This window comes from Streptococcus sp. FSL E2-3488 (assembly GCF_038003585.1).
Classification (GTDB): Bacteria; Bacillota; Bacilli; order Lactobacillales; family Streptococcaceae; genus Streptococcus; species Streptococcus thermophilus.
The window spans coordinates 961,328-987,377 of record NZ_JBBOPL010000001.1; the positions used below are offsets into that span (position 1 = coordinate 961,328).

Below are 26,050 nucleotides of genomic sequence, written 5' to 3' on the forward strand. Positions count from 1 at the left end.
GCGCTCATATATTGTGAGTGCTTTTTTTATGCTTAATTATTTCACATCGTCGGGCTTTGTCAGCAACTTTTTCAGCAGCCTTGTCAACATTTTCATTAACTTCTTTAGCCTTATCAGCAGCTTTATCAGAGAAATCTTCAGCTTCAACTTGACCCGCGCCAGCATTCCGTGTCACATCGTCAGGCAGATTGACAGAACCATGAATCTGGGCATCACTGATATTTTTGAAACCAAACTCAGGAGTGCTAGAACGCCCTAAAATAATGAAGCCCAGTTCTTCAAGCTTCTTGACATAGTTATCCGTTTCTTTAGCATGGTAACTTGTAAATAGGCGAGAACCTGCTGTTGAAGGCTCTCCCCGGCTTGCTCCTGACCTAAATCCTTCAGGAAAATTGGTACTCCTGAAAAAGGCTTATCAGAAAAATCTCGATTTTCTGCTTCTACCAATGCTTTCTCGTAACGTTGACTGACGATAACATTGGTTTTAGTATTCGTCCTCTACGCTTCACTTATAGTATCCTTTACTAGTTCTCGAGGACTGACCATCTTATTTTGCACGGCTTAAGCCATTGCTGTCACATCTGACCACTCATTTATTGTCATCTCATAATCTCCTGCTTCTATTATCTTCTAAATTATACTAAAAAAAAGCGAAACGCCTAAAACGTTCCGCCTTAAATCATAATAATTAGTCTTGCCAAGTTTCTTGGTTTTCTTTGAATTTCTTCAAGAGTTGAAGTCCGTCTGCAGTGATGTAACCTTTAACTTTAGCAACCTTAATCAACTCAGTGTAGTTTGAAAGAGTGACCAATTTCACACCAGCTTCTGCGAAGTTTTTCTCAGCTTTTGGCAATTCGTAAGTGAAGATAGCCACAACACCAATAACATCAGCCCCTTCACGCTCTGCAGCAGCGACAGCATCAAGTACTGACCCACCAGTTGAAATCAAGTCTTCAACAACAACCATTTTTTCGCCTTTAACCACACGGCCTTCGATCTGGTTACCAGCACCGTGATCTTTTGGCTTGCTACGGATGTAAGCAAATGGAAGGTTCATTTTGTCTGCAATGATCGCACCGTGAGGAATACCCGCAGTTGCAGTACCAGCAATTACTTCTACTTCCGGAAACTCTTCTTTAATCTTTTTCACGAACCCATTTTCAATAAGTGTACGTGTTTCAGGATAAGACAAAGTGATACGGTTATCAGTGTAGATTGGTGATTTAATTCCTGATGCCCATGTAAATGGCTCTTCAGGTTTAAGGTAAACCGCTTTGATATCTAGCAAGTCTGAAGCAATTTGTGATGCTAATGTCATAATTATGTTCCTCCGTAAAGCGTTTTCTATAGTTTATTATAACCCAATTCTTTCTATTTTTCTTAAGAAATCAGGTATTTTTGAAAATTTATTGATCGTTCCATTGGGCCTTGATGTCGTGATAAGCTGCCACTGGATCTTCAGCTTGCGTAATTGGGCGACCGACAACAATGTAGTCTGAACCAATTTGATGAGCATCAGCAGGTGTCATGACCCGTTTTTGGTCACCAACCGCTGCTCCTGCTGGACGAATACCAGGTGTCAAACAAACGAAGTCTTGGTTAGTTGCTTCTTTGATTTTGGCTACTTCGTGTGCTGAACAGACAACACCATCGAGACCTGCTTCAGCAGTTTTCTGAGCATAATGAACCACTGATTCTTGAAGTGTGGTTTGGATATTTTGAAAATCACGCATCTGCTCTTCAGACGTAGAGGTCAACTGGGTTACAGCAATCAAGATTGGTCCATCTCCCAAGCCTTCACGCGCAGCTTTCATCATCTCCACACCACCAGCCGCATGCACATTTGTCATATCAACGCCAAGGTTAGACAAGACACGCATAGCTGATTTGACAGTATTTGGAATATCGTGAAGCTTAAGGTCAAGGAAAACACTATGGCCAAGCTCTTTAACGTAGCGTACAATCTCAGGACCAGCCGCATAGTAAAGTTCCATACCAATCTTCACATAGAGCTTTTCATCAGCAGGAAACTTAACAAGAAAAGCCTTCACATCCTCAAAAGTCGGGAAATCAAGGGCAATAACAGGACGTTTTTCACTCATTTCTTATATCCTTTCACAAAAAAACCTCCGCCAGTCAGCGAAGGTTGCACGAAAACAGGGCAGTCCCTACCCTTAGTGATGCCATAACATCTCAGTACACCTTTCTCGCCTCTCTGGACTCGATTAAAGGTTCAGTTCAATTTGTTCTATTATAGCGCTTTTATTAGGGAATGTCAAAGGGGGATGACACCCAAATATCTATTCAAGCATCTTTATAAGCTCTTTATTTTGTTTGTCATAGTAGTTAAAATAGCTCGAATCAATACCCAAACAATCAACAAGAAGCAATCGCAAGTTTTCAGAAAGTTGTTTTAACTTCTTACGACTTAATAATCGCGTATCAATTTCTGACAAACCGTGAGCAACTTTATTTCGTTCACCATTCAAACTTAAAATGCCATTAATCGCTGTCTGAAGCTGAGAATCATATTCATAGAACTCAAGGATATTCAAGTAAGATAATAGATTAAGTGTAGATTGTACTGAAAAAATGCGTTCTTCAGTGTCTTCAATACCCCTAGATTTTTTCATTTTCTTATCAATATCGTCTAAAATTGCCTCACAATCAGGAAAACTTGGATTAAGTTTTGGCAGATTGCCATCAAATACAATTAAGCCCTCATGATCTTTTTTGATGGTTTCTTCGATGACAAATTCAGCTAGTGATTTTGCCTTAATTAAGACATCAGCAATATGCTCACGTTCTTTTAAAACATCAATCATCAAATAGTAATTCAAAGCCTTCTTTTGGGAGTCATCGAGAGGAAACGATAGGATATCTGAAAGAATAGACTGATTTTTGAAAACTCGTGAAAAATCGTATAGTTTCTCACGAATATAAGCGATTTTCTTTTTAGAAAGTAATTTATTATATTCTTTTCGATTGATTATCGCTTCTGCTGCTTGATAATCAAAGGAAGCAATTAAACTTCTAAGATGACGTTTGACTAATGCTTGAGTAAATTTCTCAGATTTATCTTTAATACTTCGGTCAACAAAATCCAGCCTATTATCTTGATTTTCCATAATTAGAGCATCTATCTCAGACTCAGTCAGAGCTGTGTATTCTCTGTTTGCTCTATTTTTAGGAGTAGCAACCTGAATAGCTTGTGTGTTATAGTCATTGATACGGTTAAGGGCAAAGAGAGCTGAAATAATTTGTGGTGTACCTGATGACAAGTTCAAGATGATTTCGTTATCGTCATTAGTATACTTTTGAACAATTTGCCCCATAACTTCATACATTTTGTCAAAAAGAAAGACTTCGTCGTTATTCAAGATTGTAGAGTCAATTTCAATAATAGGGTTATAGCCTTCGATTGAGAGCAAAACCTTATTTATCAAATCTTGTTTGACCATCATTTCTTGACTATATACAAGGACAATCTTGTCAGGTCTATAATTTCTTGCGATATGAAGTAAAGCTGCATCGTGATTATTACTTATAGGATCAGTGGTCCCCACAGCAGAGATTAATATTTTCAACTTGGATCACCTCTTTAGTTCAACTTAGTCAATAATATTTTATTCAAATCATGATAAAAATTAAAATCACTCTGGCTAAAATGGTATTGTTCTCTAACCAAAGTTTTTAAGGTTTTCATAGCTATCCCCAGTTGTTTAACTGCATCTGAGTCCAAAGGACTTAAGCTGTGGGCAACCTTATTTCTAGAAGAATTCATATCAATAATTGGAGCGATTGTTCTCTTAAGTTTAAATTCTTTCGTTGCTTTTAAAAGTTTACTGTAATCAAAGAGACTTAGATAATATTTCTGAATATCTTCACAATATTCATCTATTAAACCTGGGTATCTTTTTTCAATATAGTCTTCCAAAATAAATTCCGTTAAATTTTTTATTCGTATAAAACTTTCACTTACGTTCCCACGTTCTCTTTGTAGTTCAATGGTCAAATAGGCACTAAGAATTTTTTGTTCTTCTTCCTTCAATTTTTTATGACGTAACCCTTTTGGAACATCTTGTTTAGACAGACAGTTGACAACATCGCGGATTTCTTCTCTAACACTTTTTAAATTCGGGAAATCTGATAATTGGTCTAGAATATCTAGTGCCGCCTTATAATCAAACTTCTCAATAAAATCTCGAGCAGTTTTCTTCAATAGAGCCTGACTAAATTTTTCGGCATTATCTTCAATCGTTCGATCAATGAAATTGACTTTATTATCTTTATTGACTTCGATGAGTTCATCGATATTCTCATCATTATCATGACCGATATTCTCGTTTGAAGCGTGTTCGGGACTCGAAACTTGAACCGCTTTGACATTGATACCATTTAAACGATTAATCACAAATAGAGCAGATTTGATTTGTGGTGTTGCGCTAGAAAGATTCAAGATAAATTCATCTTCTTTAGTATAGTATTCTTGCAAAATATCAGAGAAACGTTGAAACATCACATCAAAAATATGAACCTCATTATCACTAATAATGGGATCATGAATTATGAGTTCAGGCTCATAATTAGGAGCAATAGAAAACAAGGCTTTTTCAATATTACCTTGTTTTTTTGCAGTATGTTCTGAAAAAATCAATATAACTTTTTCGGGACGATATTTTCTTGCAATATGAATTAAGGAGCCATCATGAAAATTTCTAAAAGGGTCTGTGTCACCTACAGCTGATATAAGTACTCTCATTTATCAATCTCCTTAATCATGAAATTAGCTTTTCCCATTTCATAAAAGGACTCGTGGTTCTTGATTAATGAATGATTACCAGATGGAATCTTAACTATTTTAAGAGGTGCTTTTGTGAGCTTAAGAACTCCTTTTTTAACCATTTTAGTTTTCATTCGACTGTATCGTCTTTGTAAAATACCATCAGCTTGCTTAAATAGAGTCTTTGTCCAAGCACCGCTCCCCGCACCTAAATAAATTGGGTATTGTAGATTGGCTTGAATCTTATCATCAGGAAATTCAGATAGGAAAAATGCCTTATAGTCTTTATAAAACGCTTGTGCTCTCTTACCTAATTCTTCAATCAATCTTCCAGCTTCATCAGTGGTTGTTGTAATCTCAAATTCAATTTTTGTTAATGGAGAGATTGATTCTCTATACAAGGGAAGTGGTTTAGCTTTATTTGTTTTCGCTGAATAATCCCATTTCTGCACTAAGATAAGACGCTTATTATCAAAAGGCTTACTATCACTCACACGAATTGCGTTAAACAAATCATCGTATTCTTTTCCCTTTTTTGGTCCCCAAGGGATAAGGTTCTTATTCTCTTTCGGAAATCTTCCAAAGTCATTTACAGCATTTTCATTATTCCACTTAGGGGTAGTATTCATTAAAATGGTACGAATAGCACCTTTTAGTGAGCTACCAGGAATGTAGGGATTTCCAAAAGCATCTCGAATAAACTTATTAACTTCGTTAATAGCTCCGGCTGAATTAGGATTTCTGTCCGATTCTAAACCTGTTTCAGAGATACTATAACCTCCAAAAGAACGCTCTGCAATTCGGTTATCATTTAAGAAGGAAATAAGACGATTATTACGTGCATTTGGACGAGTTTGAATTAGAAATGCTTCAAACTTTTCAGCAAGCCTCTTCTCCACCATTTTATTATAGAATTTCCCCATGTCAGGAAAGTAAAACTTCTTATTTTCATAGATAAATTCTCTAGAGGTATACTTCTCTCCATTACCAATATGAATTGGAGCAAGTGTCAGGAGGCTTAATTTAAATGTTCTATAGTCATTTTTCATTTTTATACCTCCAATTTAAAGAAGAGTGGTTTAGCATAATTTAAAACAGCATGAGGGAAATCAAGTGGTCTCACATCAACAATCTGACCTTCAAATGTTTTACTAAAAGTTGAACCAGAAGCAAATTTGTAAAGATCCTGCTTACGATAATTCTCATTGGTAGCATGACTAAATGCAAAACCACTTGATTTAGTTAATAAGTAATGTCCATCTTCCATTGCTTCTTCAAGGTCAGCATCTACAGGAAGTGCTGTCGTAAGACTCATCACTTTATCTGAATGATTCTTAGTCAGTCTATCTGACAATTCTAGTGGGATATTTTGAATATCTAACTCAAAACGACCAAAACCACTTGAACGCTTTCCACCAAGACCTGAATACTGAAGACTAGACATCAACTCATTAAGCAAATCAGATTCGTTTGCGATGACGTAAAGCGACGTATCATTTGAAAATCTAGTTGTAGCTACCTGATAAAGATTGCCATCCTTATGTGGTTGATTTTTTGTCACAGTATCAATGACTGCATGCTCTTCATTTTCAAATAACTCTCCATTGAGATAATCGTCAACATTTTCTAGAGCAAGAAATTGCAGTTTCTTAGACAATTTTGCTTGACGGCGAACCTCTTTGACATCAACTGATTGATCTATTTGGTCATGTTTGGGATAACCAATAGGTTTCGGCAAAAAGGGACCAAATTGAAATGGAAAGGCATCTGTGAGCGTGAACTTGTCTTGGTTAGCTTCCGCAAGAAATGCATCGAGTTTTCCCATTTTTAGGGATTCTAGCACTAGTGCTGAGAAGATACGGTCTGCTGAGAATGTTAATTTTGAGCTATCAAGAGTGCCCGAACCAAAATGAGCATTCTGAAAGGTCATAATATACAGTTTATAGGTCATATTAGACCTCCGCAGTTAAAAGTTCATTTAATGTTTTAACATCATAATTACCAAATACGGTAGTAGCTTTGAGTTTTTCAAAAGCAACCTTACCGTAACCTCGAGATCCAGAACCACCAAGATAATCAAGTTCAAGCAGTTTTAAACCATCTCGAATCACTTTGAAATCTTCTTCGACTTGATTTTCATTCTCATCTGTAATTTCATAAATCAACTCGAAATCAAAAGTACTGTTACGAATAGCACGTTCAATTTGTCTTGGATTAGCTTCGGCAGTGATACGGTCAATTGTATTTTCAAATTTTACTTCTGTATAACTTCTTACCCCAAGAGAGTCTAGCTCATCAGCGTTTGACAAGAAGGCATCACGAAAAATCAAGCGTCCCATTTTGAATCGTTTATCTTTACTATTCCCAAATAAACGGCTAAGAATATCACTGTCATCGCTTGGTTTCTCAGCTACCTTTTCATTATAAACCTTGGCAAGAAGCGTTCTCATTTTTCCTTTGAGACTTGAACCAGGAATGATCGGTATGTTGGTAATAGGATCTTTAATAACAGGCGAATCGATTGCACCAATGGCTGCAAAAGCATCGCTTCCACCAATATGGAGGCCTGTCTCTAAACGAATTTGAGCTGAAAATTTAATCTTAGCGAATGTCATTAATCTTTACCTCCATAAAACTTGAAATAGGCTACTAATGCTTCCATATATCTACAAAATCTTTGAAGTGTCTCTCTATCTTTGATTTCCTTAAGAGCCTCAAGAATTTGAGCCTTTTCTATCAGATCTTTTACTGCAATCTCTCTACCTGCTTGATAGACAAATTGTACTCTTAAATAGGAAACATCATTTATTAATTCATCAAACTTTCTTTCTTTACTTCTATCATATAAAGAACTACATAAGGATAATAACTTTCTAATTTGTGACGTTGTTAGTAAATAATTCCCTTTATTATCCTTTTCAAGTAATGAAATAGCACGTTCTGCTTTATCTACATAATTCTCATCAGTTAAAATTGCCATGTATTAATCCTTCCTAATTTCATAAACATAGAGAAGCAAAGCTAATTCCGCCTCTTTACGGTCTGATTCATTGTTTGTATACCATTTGAAGAATAATTTCTTGAATTGTTTGAATTTATCTCTTTCATCTTTGTCTGTTAACTCTTCCAGACGTGTCAAATAGTAAGCTAATCGGGCAACATTCATCTTTTCTTCACTCTCGTAGTTTCGAAGCAATTCAATCAATTTATAAATGAAATTCTTACCTCGTTCATCTTGGTGATTAAAGAAATAGCGAATCTGCTCTAACTTATCGTCGTAAACATTAGTGATAAACCGATCAAATTTAAAGGTATAGTCAGAACTAAAGAGTGAAATACTATCTTTCTCATTGCCTTTAGCTGCTTCTTCTAGCTCCCCTGTTTGATGTGCCATTAAGCTAATAGGGGTCTTATCAGCAAACAGACCGATACCAGCCGAGAGTGTTAGTTTTCCATTTGTCCATTTAATGAAGTTCTGACGGAGTTCAACAGTAAAGGCAATAATATCTTGCCATGAGCCGATGGCAAAAACATCGTCCCCACCGGCATAGATGATAGAGAGCTTCTTATCACTAGCAAACTGGTTAATATAAACCTTGAAGAAAAGACTCATGCTTCGAGAGAAAGTGGCTGAGCGTGATAGAGTACTATATTGCCCATTTCCTTGTCGGGAGAAGCCTGCCATAAAAGCAGCTCCCAAATCATCCACGTCAAGACGTACAACAGCTAAACGTTTAATACCTAAACCGTCTTCATTTTTAGACAAGGCAGCATATTTGTGTATTTCATCACACTGGTAATCTCCAACGAAAACATGAGTTGCCTTAATTGTACCAGCCTTATAGTCATTTTTGACATAGACACGGGAGAAAGATTCTTGGCTTAGCTTTTCAAATGCAACACCTTTAAGACATGCATTCGGTCCAATAGGAAGTCCCTCATTTTCAGTGATAATGAAATGGTCATGGGCAATCTCTTTAGAAAATTGATACAAGCCTCGACAAATGTCACACACTTTTTGGTCATGATAAGAAACTAAATTCTCAACGGAATGACAAATCTCGCACTCTCTTTCAGAAGATTTACCGCCCCTGTTCAACAACATAAGGGTTCGATAATCATACCTTGAGATTTTTTTCTCAGAAATCATGCGACTAGCCTTTTGATAGATCTGTCTATAGCTTTCAGGTGAGTTTAGTTCGCTCATGATATCCTTAGCCGCAAAGCTTCCCCAACCAAAGGCAACATATAATCTGGTTTGGAAATTTGCCAATAAAAATTGATTGAAATCTTTTTCAAATTGAACGAGTGTTTCTACCGTTTTTTCAGTATTGGCTAGGACAAAGTAAGCATGTCCCCCACCGACATAGAGCAAATTAGCCCGATTGAGGCCTAGTTTATCAAGTAAACTGTCTGCTATATACTCGCTCATAAAGTCAAGATATAAAGATCTAGCCTTCAATTGTTTAGCAGCACCACTCGTCGCAATATTATAGATAAAGTCTTGAATCCCTGATAAGTCAAAGCTAGCTAGGAGAAAAGCTTCTTCCTCATAAAAGGCTGATGCTTTAGTAAACAAGTCCTCCTTATAGTTATGACGACCTTTGTCTTCCAAGTAATCATAGATGGCTAGAGCAAAAGCTGCTGTCAGACGACTATGCTCAGCAAGTGAAATATCAGCGATTTCTTTAGAATTAGTCGAAGAAGGCACAAAAGAGAGGATTGCTTCGAACAGATTTAACAAAGAGTCAATTTGTGCTTGATTAAACTCAAATTCTGCCAATTCATTTTTGATACGAGTCGCAATTGCCGCATAATCACCTTTTGAGAAAGGTTCATATGTTGCCGACGCAAAGTTAGGTTTAGATTTCAAGTTTAGAACCGTCGGTTTAAAGTAGCGTTTATCCGTTTGTGCCCCAAAAACGTTAAAAATATCAGCCTGGTTTGTATAGGTATCCCAAATCTTAGCTGATGCATCCTCGTCACTCTCCTCATTTGACTGTCTTCTGTCGACACCAGAGGCAATGTTATCAGCGATATAAGTTATGTAAGCAAGATGGTCATTTCCAAGTTTATCACTCTGGTAGTTAGCCATGTGATATCTAATTTGATCGGAAATAACTTGATTATCAGCAATCTCATCAAACCAATCCGCGCCTACCAAGGCGTGTTTTTTTCGTTCTCCTGTCGCCCTTTGAATGACCTTACCGATATCATGCAAAAGAGCTCCGTAAAATAAATCAATCTTTTCTTTCTTCAAGCTTTATCCCTCCCATACCGAGACTCGTTTTCATGCCAAGACCTGAATATTCACCGAATGTTAGAAGCATTTTGACATAAGCTTTTAGAGTTTTGGCGCCTTGTACTTTAAAGGTTAACTTTCCTCTAAAGGCAGGAATTCGTTGCCTGTGCACCCTGAAATAACTCGTCTCCAAGCGATAATTCGTGATAGTGCTGTGTTCAGATAGGTAATCTAAGGTATCCTCTTCAATTTCAGGTTGATTTTCCACCAACCTTCCATACTTTTGCATCAAACTTTGAAAAATCAAACGCATAGATGGGAAGATGACGTAGGAACCTTGAGATTTAAAACCTGTTGGAGTCTCAAAAATAATTGAAAAATAGGTTTGATTTTCCTCGCTATTGAAAATCTCTAACAGTTTATCTGCCCCCAACTCCTGAATCTCAACTTTTTCGACACTGAGTTTAGGCAGATCGTTTAAGGACACCTCTTTAATCTGTAATAAGGTCATAAAAACCTTATCCTCGTGGTCATCTGTGAGCAGATGTACAACCCACTGCGTGTTTTCTTTCCCTTGGATTACCTTGGTCGCATAGGGATTTGTTTGCTGCTGATGCAGATAATCAACATAGTCACTATCCAACTGCTCCATCAAGAAGCCATGAAATTTAACAGCCAAATCTTGTGCAGGATGGTCGATCCTTTTAAAAGTAAATACTAATTTTTTCATTCGACTCCTTCATCTTTGTATGAAAAACCCCCAAAAGCTGAAAGTACTTTTCAACTCATTGGGGCGCCCTTAATGTGCTTTTAGTCTAACACTTTCTGGAAGCGGTGTCAATATTGTTTTCAAAATTTTCAAAAAAGTCCCCTCTCGAGGTAATTAGGTTTATATCCAGGCAAGGAGTAATGATTGATGACAACTTCGTTAAGTTTCCGTCCCCTCTCGAGGTAATTAGGTTTATATCAAAAACATGAAATTTGAATACGATTCTAAGTCGAAAGAGTTTCCGTCCCCTCTCGAGGTAATTAGGCTTATATCTTTCTAGGAATGGGTAATTATAGCGAGCTAGAAAGCGTTTCCGTCCCCTCTCGAGGTAATTAGGTTTATATCAATTTAACAAAGGTGAATTGCTTTTCAAGGACAAGTTTCCGTCCCCTCTCGAGGTAATTAGGTTTATATCTTAGATAAGTACAGATTCATTAATGCTACTAAATTGGAACAGTTTCCGTCCCCTCTCGAGGTAATTAGGTTTATATCAATGGTCACCAACTCAACATATATAGAAGACTTTGACTTGTTTCCGTCCCCTCTCGAGGTAATTAGGTTTATATCAGGTAAGTGGTAACGCAGAGGTCTACGGTAACGCGTTTCCGTCCCCTCTCGAGGTAATTAGGTTTATATCCAAAAAGAAAAAAATATATGGAGATAAATAATATGTTGTTTCCGTCCCCTCTCGAGGTAATTAGGTTTATATCAAAATTCACGGTTTAGGTAAGACATTGATTTAAGAGTTTCCGTCCCCTCTCGAGGTAATTAGGTTTATATCTACTGGTTATGCAAACATTGATGGTGATACTAAAATTAAGTTTCCGTCCCCTCTCGAGGTAATTAGGTTTATATCAAACAATTTGATGATTTTGTTGATATGGCAAGAAAAGTTTCCGTCCCCTCTCGAGGTAATTAGGTTTATATCCCCATATCTTGTGCTCTAGGCAGTTGCTAGAGGCACAAGATGTAGGACCTACTGGAAACACTATCTATAGTGTACCATATGATTAAAGGTCTATAAAGGCTTAGAAGAAGAGAATGTCATCTAATTTTTCAGCACTATGGTAGGGGCTAAAACTAGTCACCTCTTCTTTGGTTGTCACATACACTATTATGCTGTCTTCTTCATCAGCCTTGTAGAAGCCCTCGATATCCTTAAGGAGAGACTGATAATCATTTCTTGACAGGTCGACCTCGAAATAGGATTTTTGCACCCTCACGCCATAACCCTCAAGTAATTTCGAGAGTTTAAGTCTACGTTTGTTACTTCGGATATCATAAATAATCAGACAAAACATGGTTTTTTGTTTGGCAAACTCACGCTCTTCTTCGCTGAGGTTAAAGTAAAGTCCCATTAATGCCCTCCTGTGTAACTTGTCTCATAGAGACTAGGGTCAAGTTCTCTAAAAGCCCTAATCAAACTCTTGATTTGCCTATCTGCTGTATAAAGAAAAGAATAGCGTTTTTTGTCTAACTCAATATACTGATGGACTTCTAATATTCTTGAACGTAAAGCCCGTGCAAAGATTTCTCTGCCTTCATCGGTGAGTATGAAGTCTTGATCCTTATTTTCAAAATGACTTAAAAGAAGTTTACCATTTCGTATCAACTCCATAAGCGTATTATCGACGATGATAGGTCTCCATTCTTCCATTAAATCACTGGCCAAGGTCGCATGATGCTGATGATGCTTGTGAATTACCCCAAATCCCAAGCTTAGCCCGTTTTTCTTAATCAGCCCCATTAAGCAAGAATATAAGATACTATAGCCAAAATTGAGGGCACTGTTAAAACAATCCTCCGCAGGCCGTCTACTCCTACCATTAAAATGAAAGTCATCAGGAACGAGTAAATTCAGATAGTAAAAATAGGATTTCGCAAGGCGACCTTCGTAACCCATAATTTCTGTAATGGAATAAGCTTTCTGAATATCATTGACACTATCTTCAAACCTAGAATAATCTGAGGTATCTAGTAGACCATCCGTATCAAACTCTCTAAGTAAGGCAATTTGGTGCCTCACCTTGGTCGTAGCAATACTCCTCGCAACCTCTAAACGGAAATCCTCTTCAAAATAAGCCTTTGCTTGCAACTCTTGCTTTTGGAATTCGTCCTGCCTGTGGGTTTCAATACTAGAAATAAATTGACCAACATTTGAGAAATAGTAACCATTCATCTTGTTCTTTGACAAGGCTTTGATGAGTTGGGTGGTCAGTTGTGCATTACCAAAAAGTAATACATTATCAACGAGTGAAATGGACACTTCTTTGACAATCTCTTTATTATCATTTTTAATGATAATTCTTTGTTCAGATAAGGATAGGTAATAATTGGACCTTTGACTATATAAATCGCTCATAAGCTACCTCAGAGTATTTTATGACATATATTATATCACCACAATTCTAATCGTCAATATATTCTAATGTCTTATCTAAAAAATGAAGCCCTAACGATAGGACTTCGATTTTTATTTATTGTAAAGAGATTGCTTTCCTTATTTCCCCAACAAGTCTGTTCGAACTTCCTTACGTAAGTCTTCTAGTGTTGTGATGCCATACTTGTCCATGACTTCTGGGAGGCGGTCAATGATTTTAGGGCAGACATAGGGATCTGTAAAGTTGGCTGTTCCAACACCTATGGCTGAGGCACCAGCGATGAACATTTCGATAGCCGCTTCGGCACTGTCTACGCCCCCCATACCGATGATTGGGAGGTCTGACGCTAGAGCAACTTGGCGGATGAGTTTAAGGGCTACTGGGAAGACAGCTGGTCCTGACATACCACCTTGACCATTGGCAATGATTGGTTTGCGAGTCGCCAAATCATAGCGTGTACCAACCAAGGTGTTAATCATGGTGAAACCTGTCGCACCAGCATCTTCGACTGCCTTGGCAACACTTGTAATGTCAGCCACGCTTGGTGTCAGTTTGACATAGACGGGCACATCAGAGTGAGAAACACTGGTTTTTACGGCTGCATAGGCAAGTTCTGGTACTTGTCCTATGAGAAGACCGTTATTGCCATGGTCCACGTTTGGACAGGAGATGTTAAGCTCGATTGCCTTGACGTTACTAGCTTTGGAAATCTTGTGAGAGACTTCTGCATATTCTTCGTTAGAAAATCCAGCCACATTCGCAATGATTGGCAACTCAGGATAATGTTCCTGTAACCATGGAAGTTTTTCAGACAAGACAGCATCAACACCCGGATTTTGCAGTCCAATGGCATTAAGCATACCTGATGGTGTCTCTGCCACACGGGGTGTTGGATTCCCAAAACGTGGGTTGGCAGTTGTTGCCTTAATCATGATCGACCCTAGTTTGTCCAAATCATAGTACTTGGAATACTCTTGACCAAAACCAAAGCAACCAGAAGCTGGGATAATGGGATTTTTCAAATCGAGCCCTGGAAGACTAATAGCTAAACGATTTTCTGATTTCATCTCTGATATGGTTACCTCCTAGACGATGACTTTTCCGGTAGGAAAGACTGGTCCCTCCTCGCAAACACGAAGATTTTTAGCATCCGTTTCTCCTTTAACGTGAACTACGCAGGCATAGCACGCCCCCATTCCACAAGCCATACGGGCTTCCATAGAAACATAGGCGTGAGGATGATTTTCAAACTTGCTATCAACATATTTGAGCATACCTGGAGCTCCACAACTGTAAACGGCATCTGGTGTCCAGTCAAAGTTATCAATGACTGTCGAAACGTAACCCTTGATACCGTATGAACCGTCGTCAGTCGTCACATAAACATCACCACAAGCCCTGAGTTTATCCTCCAAAATAACGGCATTCTTATTGGCGAAACCAATTACTGATACAACTTCCACTCCCTTAGCCTTCAACTGCTTAGCCGTCTCAACCAAAGGTGGCACGCCAATACCACCACCAACAAGGAGAGCTTTCTGCCCAGCCTCAATAATGGAAATATCAAAACCATTTCCTTGAGGGCCCATGGTATCAATAGTTTGACCGGCTACCATCTTTGAAAGGATAGCTGTTCCCTCACGCTCCACACGATAGACAATGGTTGCCTCTTTTTTATTGTAGTCAATCTCTGAGATGGAAATCGGACGACGAAGGAGCTTGCTTGGGTCTGGCACTTTGAGGTGGACAAACTGACCAAGCTGCATATCCGCAACCATCTCCCCCTTAAGCACCATCTCAAATATACGAGGTGCAATCTCACGCTGACTCACAACGGTTAAATCTTCAATTAAAATCATGACAACCCTTTCTATACTGCAAAATGTCATCAAAAAAACCTCACCATATGGCAAGGTCGCACAAAAAATCACAGGAGAAACCTGCTGTTTCACTCTGTCCGACCTTTCAAGCCTCTCTGGACTCATTTAAAGGTTATTTTGTGATTATTATAACCGTTTTCAAGACGGATGTCAAAGAAGAAAAGAAAAAACCAAAGCTTATAAATTTAAGCTAAGGTCTCTCCAGCCTATAACTAGGCCCTCTGTTTGATACATGATCTATTTATCAATCTTATTGAAACAGTCTGTCGTAGACCATAGTATGAGCCAACTGCTGACCATCACCGCCCAACAAATCAACCAAGGCATATGCAAATGCCAATGCTGTTCCGGCACCACGGCTTGTGACAATATTGCCATCAACGACCACCAAATCAGTTTGATGTTCGCCAGATGCAATTTGTTCTTCAACACCAGGGAAACATGTGAATTTGCGACCTTCAAGAAGACCAGCACGTTCGAGAACAATTGGTGCCGCACAGATAGCAGCAACATATTTTCCAGCTTTAGCAACTTCTTGAAGAGAGGCAATCAAGGCTTGGTGATCACGTAGTTTAGTTGAGCCAGGCATGCCGCCAGGGAGAACCACCAAATCATATTCATCTAGATTACCATCAAATACGCCATCCATAGTGACTTGAATCCCATGAGAGCCTGTCACTGATGCACTTTCAAGTCCTAACATGCTACAGTCAAATCCAGCTCGGCGGAAGACATCCACTGGGCTCAAGGCTTCGATTTCTTCAAATCCTTCCGCAAATACTACTGCTACTTTTGTCATGATATACCTCCAATTTAGTTATCACAAGATTCTATTACTCCTTAAATTATAGCAGTTTTAGAAGCAGGAAACAAATTATAAAAATTGGACTTTGAGCACGAAAAAAGACAGTATAAGGACTTCCTCTGTCTTCTTATCTGAAAAAAACTTGCTAAAATCCACAAGAGATAAATATGGGCTGGATAGAATATGTAGAAGAAATTCTTATTGCCACTACCACGCTCACCGTTGTAGAAATACATAGGAATCACAGCGAAGATCATCATCCACTGCACAGTTGTCGGATCAAAGAGATGGGCAATCACTGATATAATAGCTAATACGATAATTTGTGCGATACGATTGGTACGGAAAATATAGAATAGCAAACCAAGAATAACCATCACAAAGCCACCTTCAACCATGATAATACTTGGCACAAGTGACAAGATAGAGGCAACAATTTGCACAACAAGTGGGTTTGCATGTGGTATTTCATTTATACCTGCCAGGACTACAACTGGAATAGATGACAGAATTGGAAAGAGAAAGAGACCGAGCCCCTGAATCAATTCCTTGTATGATTTATCGCGAAGCCCTTTAGCCAACAAATCCCATGAGCAGATATAAATCCCTGTAATAAAGAAGGTTGAAAAAGCATTGTTCATCAAACCAACATTACCATTATGAAAGACATTACCAATGATGGCGTTGCCAATGGTCATGAACCAACTCATGTAGAGGAGACGTCTGAGGTAGGCCAATCGATCATGAGTATAATGGAAACTATCAGCTGCTAGAAAAAGGAAGATAGGAAAAACCAAACGCCCTAACATAGTTAACCATAGTGGCACTCCCATACCCTCAAACATCTGATGGATGTGATCCAAAAAACATAAGTACAATAGCTGGGTATTTCAAATTAGTCGCATTACATAGCTTTCTAATATTATTCATTAGAATACTCCTTAAATTTTCAGCGTATTAAATGATACCATAACTAGAATATAATTCAAAAGAATGTTTGAAGAATTTTGATATGTTTTAGCTACTTATGTCATACCATTTTTTATGATAATTTATAATAGATTAAAATAATCAGTTTAGATTCTCGACCCTCCCCAAACATTTCTACCGGATTTATGCTATAATGGTTAAGCATTTTATATATTATCACAATTAAAATAACAACCATTACCACTAACAAGAAAGGAAGTGCATCATGTCTTTTGACGGCTTTTTTCTTCATCATATGACGGCCGAGTTACGTGAGCAGGTGCTTTACGGGCGTATCCAGAAGGTTAATCAGCCTTTTGATCGTGAATTGGTGTTGACCATTCGTAACAATCGTCAGAATTACAAGCTTTTGCTTTCGGCTCACCCTGTCTTTGGGCGTATCCAGACAACCAAGGCAGAGTTGCCAAATCCTCAGAATCCAAACACCTATACCATGATTATGCGTAAATACCTTCAGGGAGCTGTTATTGAGGATATCCAGCAGCTGGAAAATGACCGTGTTCTTGAGATTTCCGTGTCTAACAAAAACGAAATCGGTGACAGTGTTAAGGTTACTCTTGTTATGGAAATCATGGGGAAACACTCCAACATTATCCTTATTGACAAGAACGAGAACAAAATCATAGAGTCTATCAAGCACGTTGGTTTCTCGCAAAATAGTTACCGAACTATTTTGCCTGGCTCTACCTACATTGCTCCGCCAAAGACAGATGCTAGGAATCCTTTCAATATTTCAGACGAAAATCTCTTTGAACTCTTACAGACGGAGGATTTGTCAGCTAAAAACCTTCAAAAACTCTTCCAAGGGTTGGGGCGTGATACGGCTAATGAATTATCAGCTTTATTAGAGACTGATAAACTCAAGAATTTTCGTGACTTCTTTAATCGTGAGGTCGAACCTAATCTTACGACTAAGGCATTTTCAGCTGTAAGATTCTCAGATAGTCAGGACCAACCTGAGTTTGAGACCTTGTCAGAGCTTTTGGACTACTACTACTTGGACAAGGCGGCGCGTGACCGTGTGGCTCAACAGGCTAGTGATTTGATCCATCGTGTGCAAAATGAACTGGAAAAAAACAAGAAGAAACTTGTTAAACAAGAAAAAGAGCTTGCTGCTACTGAAAATGCTGAGGAGTTCCGTCAAAAAGGTGAACTTTTAACAACCTTTCTGAGCATGGTGCCAAATGACAAGGATAGTGTAGAACTAGACAACTACTATACTGGCGAAAAGATTACCATTCCTCTAAATGTGGCCCTAACGCCTAACCAGAATGCTCAGCGTTACTTCAAGAAATACCAGAAGCTCAAGGAAGCTGTTAAGCACTTAACTGGTTTAATTGAAGAAACCAAGCAAACCATTAACTATTTGGAAAGTGTCGAGTTTAGTCTTTCTCAAGCTAACATGGATGAGATCGAAGACATTCGTGAGGAGCTTGTACAAGCTGGCTTTATGAGGCGTCGTTCAACTGACAAACGTCAGAAACGCAAGAAACCTGAACGTTATCTAGCTTCTGATGGCAAGACCATTATCATGGTTGGTCGTAATAACCTACAAAACGAGGAGTTGACCTTCAAGATGGCTAAAAAAGGTGAGCTCTGGTTCCACGCCAAGGATATTCCAGGTAGTCACGTGGTCATCAAGGACAATCTTAACCCAACCGATGAGGTCAAGACTGATGCGGCAGAACTAGCTGCCTACTACTCTAAGGCTCGTCTATCAAACTTGGTTCAAGTAGATATGATTGATGTTAAGAAACTCAACAAACCAACAGCAGGTAAGCCTGGATTTGTGACTTATACGGGACAAAAAACCTTACGTGTCACACCAACTGAAGAAAAAATTGACAGCATGCGAATGAAATAAATTGAACATTCCACCAACCATTATGTAATGCCTAGTGGTTGTTAATGCTAGTTTAACTGTAATAAAAAAGGAACTTAGTAGGTTCCTTTTTTTCATTATATTAGTGGTTTATTTTATATTTATTATTCAATACATATTCTTGTGATAATCTTGATTATTTTTTGTAAACTTAAAATTTTTGTAAAATCCAATTACACTACCTATTGTAAAACACAGAAAAATAAATGAAATCACCCATATTATTGAGTCTGAAGAAGCATCATAAGTTAATGGAACAGTAATTAAATACACAAGAAGTGCTATTGGTAAAAATGATAAAGTAACAGAAGCATGTTTGATACGTTTGTTGTCTTCAATACTGTTAATATCTACAAATCAGCCTACAGGAAGAAATCGCATCCAATATTTAAACTTTTGAGCTTCAGACTGGCTAACTTTTTCTGAGAACAAGTTTGTTATAACTTTATAATAAGGTAATGCTACTAAGTATGTAATTTTTATAAAGAGCACAGAAAAGACTGTTAGTAGACTTATAATCAACATGATATAACTAAAATCTTCATTGAACCTTGAATTTTTTGACATTTTCTTTCCTCATTCTATTTTTTGGAGGGCTTCTATTCCATCTCATTTCTGAGACCAAGAGCCAGTACACCCTTCTCTATATTTACTTACAGCTTCCAATGATTGCGGCCGGTTATATCCATATGTCACAAAAGCTCAACCGCTATCTAAAGTCTATGAAAAAGTCATCCTAGGGTGACTTTTTATTATTGTTTCACGATTACTCTCTTGTTATAATAGTACTATAAAAAATTCGTCAGTTGATCTTTTAGGAGGCCCAATTTTGAGGTCTCTTTTAATCTTTGCTCTGCCTACTCTAGTTTCTAATATTTTTCAGCAGCTCTACAATACTGCTGATGTCATGATTGTGGGACGCTTTCTAGGACCTGATGCCTGGGCTGCTGTTGGGGCTTCCTCTTCTATTTTTGATTTGGTAATCGGATTTGCCCTTGGTGTTGGAAATGATATGGGGGGAGTTGTTATTGCATGTTATTATGGTGCGCAAAAATATGATAAGCTTCGTCAATCTGTAGCTACCACACTTGTTATTGGTCTAGGCTTAAGTGTCTCAGTTATGTTTTTAGGGCATTTTGGTCTTTATCCTTTGCTAACTTTTTAGGAAGTCCTAGTTCTATCATTAGACAGTCCTACCAGTATATTTCTATGATTGTGTCTTGTGTTGGGGTAAGCTTGGGTTATAATCTGTGCGCAGGGCTTCTTAGGGCGGTTGGGGATAGCCTCACAGCTCTCTACTTCCTGATTTTTTCAGCCTTAGTTAATATCATTTTAGACTTTTTTATTACACAGCTCCATCTTGGCGTACAATCAGCAGGCTTAGTAACTATTATCTCACAGGGGTTGTCAGCTATACTCTGTCTTTACTATATTAAGAAAAAGGTGACCTTTCTCCTACTACATAAGTCTGACTTTGTTCTTGATTCAAGCCTTTATCTGGACCTTTTTGGACAAGGAATGGCCATGGGCCTCATGAATTCCATTGTTTCTATTGGAACTGTGACCTTACAGTACGCCATTAATGGCTTCTGCCCTCTCATCATTAGTGCTCAGGTGGCAGCAAGACGAATTATGTCCTTTGCGGTTCTACCCTTGACCTCCCTTGCTGCTGGGTGACGACCTTCACCTCACAGAATTTCGGAGCCCAACAGTTTAAACGTATTGTTGAAGGGTCGAAACAGTCATGCCTTGTCTCTATCATTTGGTCCATTATTGCTTGTGTCCTACTCTATATGATAAGTCCCTTCTTGGCTGGTCTTATTTCTGGGTCTGATAATGCTATGATTATCAACAACGCCGACCGCTACTTGCGTATCAATTCCCTTTTTATCCTATTTTGGGAATACTCTTCATCTTTAGAAATAGTCTCCAGGGGCTAGGTAAAAAACTCACACCAAAAACCTCTAGCTTTATTGAGCTTTTTGGTAAAATTCTCTTTGTTGTGTTTGTCATTCTTTATATGGGCTATCTTGGCGTTATCCTATGTGAACCATTGCTTTGGATTCCTATGACTATTCAGCTCTATTTTTCTTTGAGAAACACACCAGACGTTTGTTTGTCAGCTAGATTCCTTTTTAGTTTAATTCAATCCCCATTCATCAGCTATTTGTTTCATAATTATTTCTTGCGACACAATGCCAAATCCAAGCATATAAGTTAAATAATCTGCATAGATAGCCTTATTATTTTGAACAGCTTTAAGCTTACTCCAGATAGGTGAGTTTTTAAGTTGGAACATATCATCTGGATTATAGGTTTCGCACGATTGAACTTATAAGTATCATACAGGTAACCAAGATGCCCGTAAGCATAGTAACGGATTTCATTGATAGTCACGCTTAAATACATAAGTTTTTGGAAGCTAAATTTAGCTTTGACATTTTCCGCAAAAACAGCCTCCTTAGCATCAACTCTATCGAGATCTTTCTTCATTTCATCACGTTTGTCAAAGATGTCTGCTTTTCATTTGTGTTGCTATAAATAGCCAACAGTTGGTGCAATCTCAGACAAATCTTCATAAAGATCCTTTCGCTCTCCTGTCATAAGGATTAAATCAGGTTCTAACTCAGCAATCTTTTCTAAATCTGGATTTTCCTGCCAACCCACTGAAATCACTTTTTTATCCTTGTATTGTTTCTTAAAAAGGGTTGAAAAATCTTGACTTCCAGTTTGACCGGTTGTCTCACCCCTTATAGGAGTTATATCTAATGGGTCTAAAATTTCACCATAGAGGTGGTCGAGGATAAGGATATGTTTGGAAGCTTTTTTTCAACTCCACCCTATCAAAATCAAGCACAATCGTCTTCTCTTTGAAAGTCTGACTTGTATTGTTTGACTTTGTATTTTGTCCTATCATGATATAATAAACAAATAACATTGTATTGGAGAATCATATGACATTTACACACATTTTCTTCGACCTTGATGGTACTCTTATAGATAGTTCCGAGGGCATCCACAATGGTTTTGTCCAAACCTTTGAAAGACTGGGCCTACCTGTTCCTAGCAACCAAAAAATTCGAACCTTTATGGGACCACCTCTAGAAGTGACATTCAAAGAAGAAATTAGCGAAGAAGGTGCTGCCCAAGCTGTCAAAATTTATCGTGACTATTATGAGACCAAAGGACAGTTTGAAGCTCACCTCTACGACGGTATAAAAGAGGTTCTAGAAAAGCTGAGTCACGATCCAAATAAGAAAATCTATATTACGACTTCCAAAAATGAGCCTACCGCTCTGGAAATGTGCGAGTACCTTGGCATCACTGAGTTTTTTGACGGTATCTATGGGGCCACACCTACTGCTTTCCACAAGGCTGACGTCTTGCAGCGTGCTATCACTGAAAATAATGCGAATAAGGACAGTTCTGTCATTGTTGGTGATACCAAGTTTGATTTGATTGGTGGAAAAACAGTTGGCATCAAAACAATAGCGGTTACCTGGGGATTCGGGACTAACGAAACCTTATTAGCTGAAAATCCAGATTTTGTAGCTGAGACCACCCAAGAACTTTGGGATATTTTGAAATAATAACTTACATCTAAAAAGAGCACGATTATATAGTCATGCTCTTTTTTCTATTGAATTAGGATTACATCTGGACAATGATATCCAGACAAAGCTCTAAAGCCTTATCAAAAGCCTCTGAGCCCCAATCTCGTTGATCGTAATTGTCAATATCTGCAAGGGAATCTGCCGTAAAGAGTAGTAATCCCCAAATAGCTCCTCGAAGTTGAGCAACTGCTGCAAGTGCAGAACATTCCATCTCTACAACACTACAGCCCTCTTCAATACGATAGGAAACCTTATCTGGTGTTTCTCTATAAAAACCATCTGTCGACCAGGTCATGACCTCTTCATAGGGGATTTTCTTTTGTTTTAAAGTTTTCTCAATAGCTTCCAGAGCTTGTTTATTCATGTCTATATAGCGGGATGGCGCAACATAGTGGTAACTCGCTCCTTCATCCCTCAACGCTATAGTAGGAATCAAAAAAACATTTTCCTTCATGTTTACCAAAACGCCACAAGTTCCAGTTGAAATGATTTGTTTTACGCCATAACCAATTAACCAATCAAGAAATTGTGCAGCTGCAGCTGATCCAACTGGAGCTTGAGCCAAGCAAATCTCCTCCCCATTGTAAGTCATAACAAATATAGGATAAGTTTTGGTCGCGGAGACAAACTCTCCAACTTTATCAGCCTCAACGGCGTTCGCATAGCGTTCAATCTCTTCTTCTAAAAAGGCGTAAATACACCTAGCCGGCAAGTCTAAATCTAAGTCCTCATGTGTCGGCATAATCACAGCCTGAGGACTATCATCAAACTCTAAAATTGGGATTTCATGTTTATGTATCATCTGTTGCCTCCTAAGTTTTAAGAATTATTATATCAAAAATTCAAACTGATTATATGATTTCATAAAATCTATTGGTAGTGTAAAATAAGTTGTGTAAACACAAAAAGGAATAAATCCGTTATAGTAGAGTTGCAAAACATTACTAGAAAGAGATTTATTCCTATGACTCAGTTTACCACAGAACTACTTAACTTCCTAGCCCAAAAGCAAGATATTGATGAATGGTAGTGTAAAATAAGTTGTGTAAACACAAAAAGGAATAAATCCGTTATAGTAGAGTTGCAAAACATTACTAGAAAGAGATTTATTCCTATGACTCAGTTTACCACAGAACTACTTAACTTCCTAGCCCAAAAGCAAGATATTGATGAATTTTTCCGTACTTCTCTTGAAACAGCAATGAATGATCTGCTTCAAGCAGAGTTATCAGCCTTTTTAGGGTATGAACCTTACGATAAATTAGGCTATAATTCTGGGAATAGTCGTAACGGAAGCTATGCACGGAAATTCGAAACCAAATATGGGACTGTTCAGTTGAGTATTCCTAGAGATCGTAATGGGAACTTTAGTCCAGCTTTGCTTCCCGCTTATGGACGTCGAGATGACCACTTGGAAGAGATGGTTATCAAACTCTATCAAACCGGTGTAACGACTCGAGAAATTAGTGATATCATCGAGCGAATGTATGGTCATCACTATAGTCCTGCCACAATTTCTAATATCTCAAAAGCAACTCAGGAGAATGTCGCTACTTTTCATGAGCGAAGCTTAGAAGCCAATTACTCTGTTTTATTTCTTGACGGAACCTATCTCCCCTTAAGACGTGGAACCGTTAGTAAAGAATGTATTCATATCGCACTTGGCATTACACCAGAAGGACAGAAGGCTGTTCTTGGATATGAAATCGCCCCAAATGAAAACAATGCTTCTTGGTCCACCCTGTTAGACAAGCTTCAAAACCAAGGAATCCAACAGGTTTCTCTTGTAGTGACCGATGGCTTCAAGGGGCTTGAACAGATTATCAATCAGGCTTACCCATTAGCTAAACAACAACGTTGCTTAATTCATATTAGTCGAAATCTAGCTAGTAAAGTGAAACGAGCAGATAGAGCGGTTATTCTGGAGCAATTTAAAACGATTTATCGTGCTGAAAATTTAGAAATGGCAGTGCAAATTTTAGAGAACTTTATCGCCGAATGGAAACCAAAGTATAGGAAAGTCATGGAAAGTCTGGAGAATACGGATAATCTTTTAACTTTTTATCAGTTTCCCTACCAGATTTGGCATAGCATTTATTCGACAAACCTCATTGAGTCTCTTAACAAAGAAATCAAACGTCAAACGAAAAAGAAGGTTCTTTTTCCTAACGAGGAGGCTCTGGAACGTTATTTAGTTACCCTGTTTGAAGATTATAATTTCAAGCAAAATCAACGCATCCATAAAGGGTTTGGCCAATGTGCTGACACACTTGAAAGCTTATTTGATTAACATTCTTCAACTCTACTTGAGTGTTTACACATAATTATTGACAGTATCTGATGAATTTTTCCGTACTTCTCTTGAAACAGCAATGAATGATCTGCTTCAAGCAGAGTTATCAGCCTTTTTAGGGTATGAACCTTACGATAAATTAGGCTATAATTCTGGGAATAGTCGTAACGGAAGCTATGCACGGAAATTCGAAACCAAATATGGGACTGTTCAGTTGAGTATTCCTAGAGATCGTAATGGGAACTTTAGTCCAGCTTTGCTTCCCGCTTATGGACGTCGAGATGACCACTTGGAAGAGATGGTTATCAAACTCTATCAAACCGGTGTAACGACTCGAGAAATTAGTGATATCATCGAGCGAATGTATGGTCATCACTATAGTCCTGCCACAATTTCTAATATCTCAAAAGCAACTCAGGAGAATGTCGCTACTTTTCATGAGCGAAGCTTAGAAGCCAATTACTCTGTTTTATTTCTTGACGGAACCTATCTCCCCTTAAGACGTGGAACCGTTAGTAAAGAATGTATTCATATCGCACTTGGCATTACACCAGAAGGACAGAAGGCTGTTCTTGGATATGAAATCGCCCCAAATGAAAACAATGCTTCTTGGTCCACCCTGTTAGACAAGCTTCAAAACCAAGGAATCCAACAGGTTTCTCTTGTAGTGACCGATGGCTTCAAGGGGCTTGAACAGATTATCAATCAGGCTTACCCATTAGCTAAACAACAACGTTGCTTAATTCATATTAGTCGAAATCTAGCTAGTAAAGTGAAACGAGCAGATAGAGCGGTTATTCTGGAGCAATTTAAAACGATTTATCGTGCTGAAAATTTAGAAATGGCAGTGCAAATTTTAGAGAACTTTATCGCCGAATGGAAACCAAAGTATAGGAAAGTCATGGAAAGTCTGGAGAATACGGATAATCTTTTAACTTTTTATCAGTTTCCCTACCAGATTTGGCATAGCATTTATTCGACAAACCTCATTGAGTCTCTTAACAAAGAAATCAAACGTCAAACGAAAAAGAAGGTTCTTTTTCCTAACGAGGAGGCTCTGGAACGTTATTTAGTTACCCTGTTTGAAGATTATAATTTCAAGCAAAATCAACGCATCCATAAAGGGTTTGGCCAATGTGCTGACACACTTGAAAGCTTATTTGATTAACATTCTTCAACTCTACTTGAGTGTTTACACATAATTATTGACAGTATCAATCTATTAGCTTATAATCAAGAAAAATAGATGATTAAATCATAACACCTAAAAAAGACATGAATCTGTTTTAGTCAGAAACATGTCTTATTTGTGTTCTATTCAAGAAAGATTATTTCAATCATCTTTTATTGTCTCACGAAATCTTCTGATGTTAAGAACCTATGCACGATACTCTGAAATAATCTCTCCTAT

Annotated in this window: 25 protein-coding genes, 2 pseudogenes and 1 CRISPR repeat array; of the genes and pseudogenes, 6 read left to right on the plus strand and 21 right to left on the minus strand. The window is 38.1% G+C overall.

Annotation, left to right across the window (positions count from 1 at the left end; all coding sequences use genetic code 11):
* Nucleotides 1-4: 4 nt before the first annotated feature.
* From MHH90_RS05005 to MHH90_RS05090, 18 genes and pseudogenes are all read right to left on the minus strand, one after another.
* Nucleotides 5-175 (minus strand): hypothetical protein, encoded by a 171-nt coding sequence (locus tag MHH90_RS05005; protein ID WP_011681119.1) that lies wholly within the window; start codon nt 173-175, stop codon nt 5-7.
* Nucleotides 158-546, minus strand: a pseudogene (locus MHH90_RS05010) (amidase family protein); the annotation flags it as partial. The pseudogene MHH90_RS05010 and the gene MHH90_RS05005, both read right to left, overlap by 18 nt.
* A gap of 142 nt (nt 547-688) precedes the next feature.
* Nucleotides 689-1,318 carry an orotate phosphoribosyltransferase gene (gene pyrE / locus MHH90_RS05015; RefSeq protein WP_011681117.1) on the minus strand — a complete coding sequence of 210 codons (630 nt, stop codon included), beginning with the start codon at nt 1,316-1,318 and terminating at the stop codon, nt 689-691.
* Between the two features lie 88 nt (nt 1,319-1,406).
* On the minus strand, nt 1,407-2,102 hold the full coding sequence (gene pyrF / locus MHH90_RS05020) for an orotidine-5'-phosphate decarboxylase (RefSeq protein ID WP_014621553.1): 696 nt from the start codon (nt 2,100-2,102) through the stop codon (nt 1,407-1,409).
* A gap of 198 nt (nt 2,103-2,300) precedes the next feature.
* Entirely contained in the window at nt 2,301-3,587 is a 1,287-nt protein-coding gene (gene csm6, locus MHH90_RS05025) for a type III-A CRISPR-associated CARF protein Csm6 (protein WP_014621552.1), read from the minus strand.
* A gap of 14 nt (nt 3,588-3,601) precedes the next feature.
* The gene (gene csm6, locus MHH90_RS05030) at nt 3,602-4,762 is read right to left on the minus strand and encodes a type III-A CRISPR-associated CARF protein Csm6 (RefSeq protein WP_260224126.1); all 1,161 of its coding nucleotides are present in this window, start codon (nt 4,760-4,762) and stop codon (nt 3,602-3,604) included.
* Nucleotides 4,759-5,832: a type III-A CRISPR-associated RAMP protein Csm5 gene (gene csm5, locus MHH90_RS05035; RefSeq protein WP_014621550.1), complete on the minus strand. Its 1,074-nt coding sequence runs from the start codon at nt 5,830-5,832 to the stop codon at nt 4,759-4,761. Before csm5 ends, csm6 (MHH90_RS05030) begins: the two co-directional genes overlap by 4 nt.
* Before the next feature lie 2 nt (nt 5,833-5,834).
* On the minus strand, nt 5,835-6,734 hold the full coding sequence (csm4, locus tag MHH90_RS05040; protein WP_002950684.1) for a type III-A CRISPR-associated RAMP protein Csm4: 900 nt from the start codon (nt 6,732-6,734) through the stop codon (nt 5,835-5,837).
* A 1-nt stretch (nt 6,735) separates the two neighbouring features.
* A complete protein-coding gene (gene csm3 / locus MHH90_RS05045) occupies nt 6,736-7,398 on the minus strand; it encodes a type III-A CRISPR-associated RAMP protein Csm3 (RefSeq protein ID WP_011681112.1) in 663 nt (220 codons plus the stop codon).
* On the minus strand, nt 7,398-7,763 hold the full coding sequence (csm2, locus tag MHH90_RS05050) for a type III-A CRISPR-associated protein Csm2 (protein WP_167401494.1): 366 nt from the start codon (nt 7,761-7,763) through the stop codon (nt 7,398-7,400). The genes csm3 and csm2 overlap by 1 nt, the downstream gene beginning before the upstream one ends.
* A 3-nt stretch (nt 7,764-7,766) precedes the next feature.
* Nucleotides 7,767-10,043 carry a type III-A CRISPR-associated protein Cas10/Csm1 gene (gene cas10, locus MHH90_RS05055; protein WP_014621547.1) on the minus strand — a complete coding sequence of 759 codons (2,277 nt, stop codon included), beginning with the start codon at nt 10,041-10,043 and terminating at the stop codon, nt 7,767-7,769.
* On the minus strand, nt 10,024-10,755 hold the full coding sequence (gene cas6, locus MHH90_RS05060; RefSeq protein WP_014621546.1) for a CRISPR-associated endoribonuclease Cas6: 732 nt from the start codon (nt 10,753-10,755) through the stop codon (nt 10,024-10,026). Before cas6 ends, cas10 begins: the two co-directional genes overlap by 20 nt.
* Nucleotides 10,756-10,885: 130 nt before the next feature.
* Nucleotides 10,886-11,722: direct repeats of the CRISPR family, unit length 36 nt; unit sequence GTTTCCGTCCCCTCTCGAGGTAATTAGGTTTATATC.
* Between the two features lie 100 nt (nt 11,723-11,822).
* On the minus strand, nt 11,823-12,152 hold the full coding sequence (cas2, locus tag MHH90_RS05065; protein ID WP_167401493.1) for a CRISPR-associated endonuclease Cas2: 330 nt from the start codon (nt 12,150-12,152) through the stop codon (nt 11,823-11,825).
* Nucleotides 12,152-13,156, minus strand: a complete 1,005-nt coding sequence (gene cas1 / locus MHH90_RS05070) for a CRISPR-associated endonuclease Cas1 (RefSeq protein ID WP_167401492.1) — start codon at nt 13,154-13,156, stop codon at nt 12,152-12,154. Before cas1 ends, cas2 begins: the two co-directional genes overlap by 1 nt.
* 138 nt (nt 13,157-13,294) lie before the next feature.
* Nucleotides 13,295-14,242, minus strand: coding sequence for a dihydroorotate dehydrogenase (locus MHH90_RS05075; RefSeq protein WP_167401491.1), 948 nt, complete (start codon nt 14,240-14,242; stop codon nt 13,295-13,297).
* Between the two features lie 18 nt (nt 14,243-14,260).
* Nucleotides 14,261-15,034, minus strand: a complete 774-nt coding sequence (locus tag MHH90_RS05080) for a dihydroorotate dehydrogenase electron transfer subunit (protein WP_011681108.1) — start codon at nt 15,032-15,034, stop codon at nt 14,261-14,263.
* A gap of 271 nt (nt 15,035-15,305) precedes the next feature.
* Nucleotides 15,306-15,854, minus strand: a complete 549-nt coding sequence (locus MHH90_RS05085; protein WP_002948194.1) for a DJ-1 family glyoxalase III — start codon at nt 15,852-15,854, stop codon at nt 15,306-15,308.
* A gap of 41 nt (nt 15,855-15,895) precedes the next feature.
* Nucleotides 15,896-16,723 (minus strand): TraX family protein, encoded by an 828-nt coding sequence (locus tag MHH90_RS05090; RefSeq protein WP_228024362.1) that lies wholly within the window; start codon nt 16,721-16,723, stop codon nt 15,896-15,898.
* A gap of 332 nt (nt 16,724-17,055) precedes the next feature.
* Between MHH90_RS05090 and MHH90_RS05095 the strand changes: the two genes are divergently transcribed.
* The 3 genes and pseudogenes from MHH90_RS05095 to MHH90_RS05105 all read left to right on the plus strand — a co-directional run bounded on the left by MHH90_RS05095 (nt 17,056) and on the right by MHH90_RS05105 (nt 20,672).
* Nucleotides 17,056-18,714, plus strand: a complete 1,659-nt coding sequence (locus MHH90_RS05095; RefSeq protein ID WP_260224128.1) for an Rqc2 family fibronectin-binding protein — start codon at nt 17,056-17,058, stop codon at nt 18,712-18,714.
* Between the two features lie 925 nt (nt 18,715-19,639).
* A pseudogene (locus MHH90_RS05100) lies at nt 19,640-20,409 on the plus strand (MATE family efflux transporter).
* On the plus strand, nt 20,406-20,672 hold the full coding sequence (locus MHH90_RS05105; RefSeq protein WP_260224129.1) for an MATE family efflux transporter: 267 nt from the start codon (nt 20,406-20,408) through the stop codon (nt 20,670-20,672). The pseudogene MHH90_RS05100 and the gene MHH90_RS05105 overlap by 4 nt, the downstream one beginning before the upstream one ends.
* A 200-nt stretch (nt 20,673-20,872) precedes the next feature.
* Here MHH90_RS05105 and MHH90_RS05110 read toward each other — a convergent pair whose 3' ends face one another.
* Nucleotides 20,873-21,031 carry a hypothetical protein gene (locus MHH90_RS05110; protein ID WP_002950673.1) on the minus strand — a complete coding sequence of 53 codons (159 nt, stop codon included), beginning with the start codon at nt 21,029-21,031 and terminating at the stop codon, nt 20,873-20,875.
* 236 nt (nt 21,032-21,267) lie between these two features.
* Entirely contained in the window at nt 21,268-21,543 is a 276-nt protein-coding gene (locus tag MHH90_RS05115; protein ID WP_109195044.1) for an ABC transporter substrate-binding protein, read from the minus strand.
* A 143-nt stretch (nt 21,544-21,686) separates the two neighbouring features.
* Between MHH90_RS05115 and MHH90_RS05120 the strand changes: the two genes are divergently transcribed.
* On the plus strand, nt 21,687-22,322 hold the full coding sequence (locus MHH90_RS05120) for an HAD hydrolase-like protein (RefSeq protein WP_014608272.1): 636 nt from the start codon (nt 21,687-21,689) through the stop codon (nt 22,320-22,322).
* A gap of 61 nt (nt 22,323-22,383) precedes the next feature.
* Here MHH90_RS05120 and MHH90_RS05125 read toward each other — a convergent pair whose 3' ends face one another.
* The gene (locus MHH90_RS05125; protein WP_011681098.1) at nt 22,384-23,148 is read right to left on the minus strand and encodes a nucleoside phosphorylase; all 765 of its coding nucleotides are present in this window, start codon (nt 23,146-23,148) and stop codon (nt 22,384-22,386) included.
* A 312-nt stretch (nt 23,149-23,460) separates the two neighbouring features.
* Between MHH90_RS05125 and MHH90_RS05130 the strand changes: the two genes are divergently transcribed.
* Together MHH90_RS05130 and MHH90_RS05135 are read left to right on the plus strand one after the other, a co-directional pair.
* Nucleotides 23,461-24,636, plus strand: a complete 1,176-nt coding sequence (locus MHH90_RS05130; RefSeq protein WP_340725732.1) for an IS256-like element IS1191 family transposase — start codon at nt 23,461-23,463, stop codon at nt 24,634-24,636.
* 37 nt (nt 24,637-24,673) lie between these two features.
* A complete protein-coding gene (locus tag MHH90_RS05135) occupies nt 24,674-25,807 on the plus strand; it encodes an IS256-like element IS1191 family transposase (RefSeq protein ID WP_340725813.1) in 1,134 nt (377 codons plus the stop codon).
* Nucleotides 25,808-26,050: the final 243 nt, after the last annotated feature.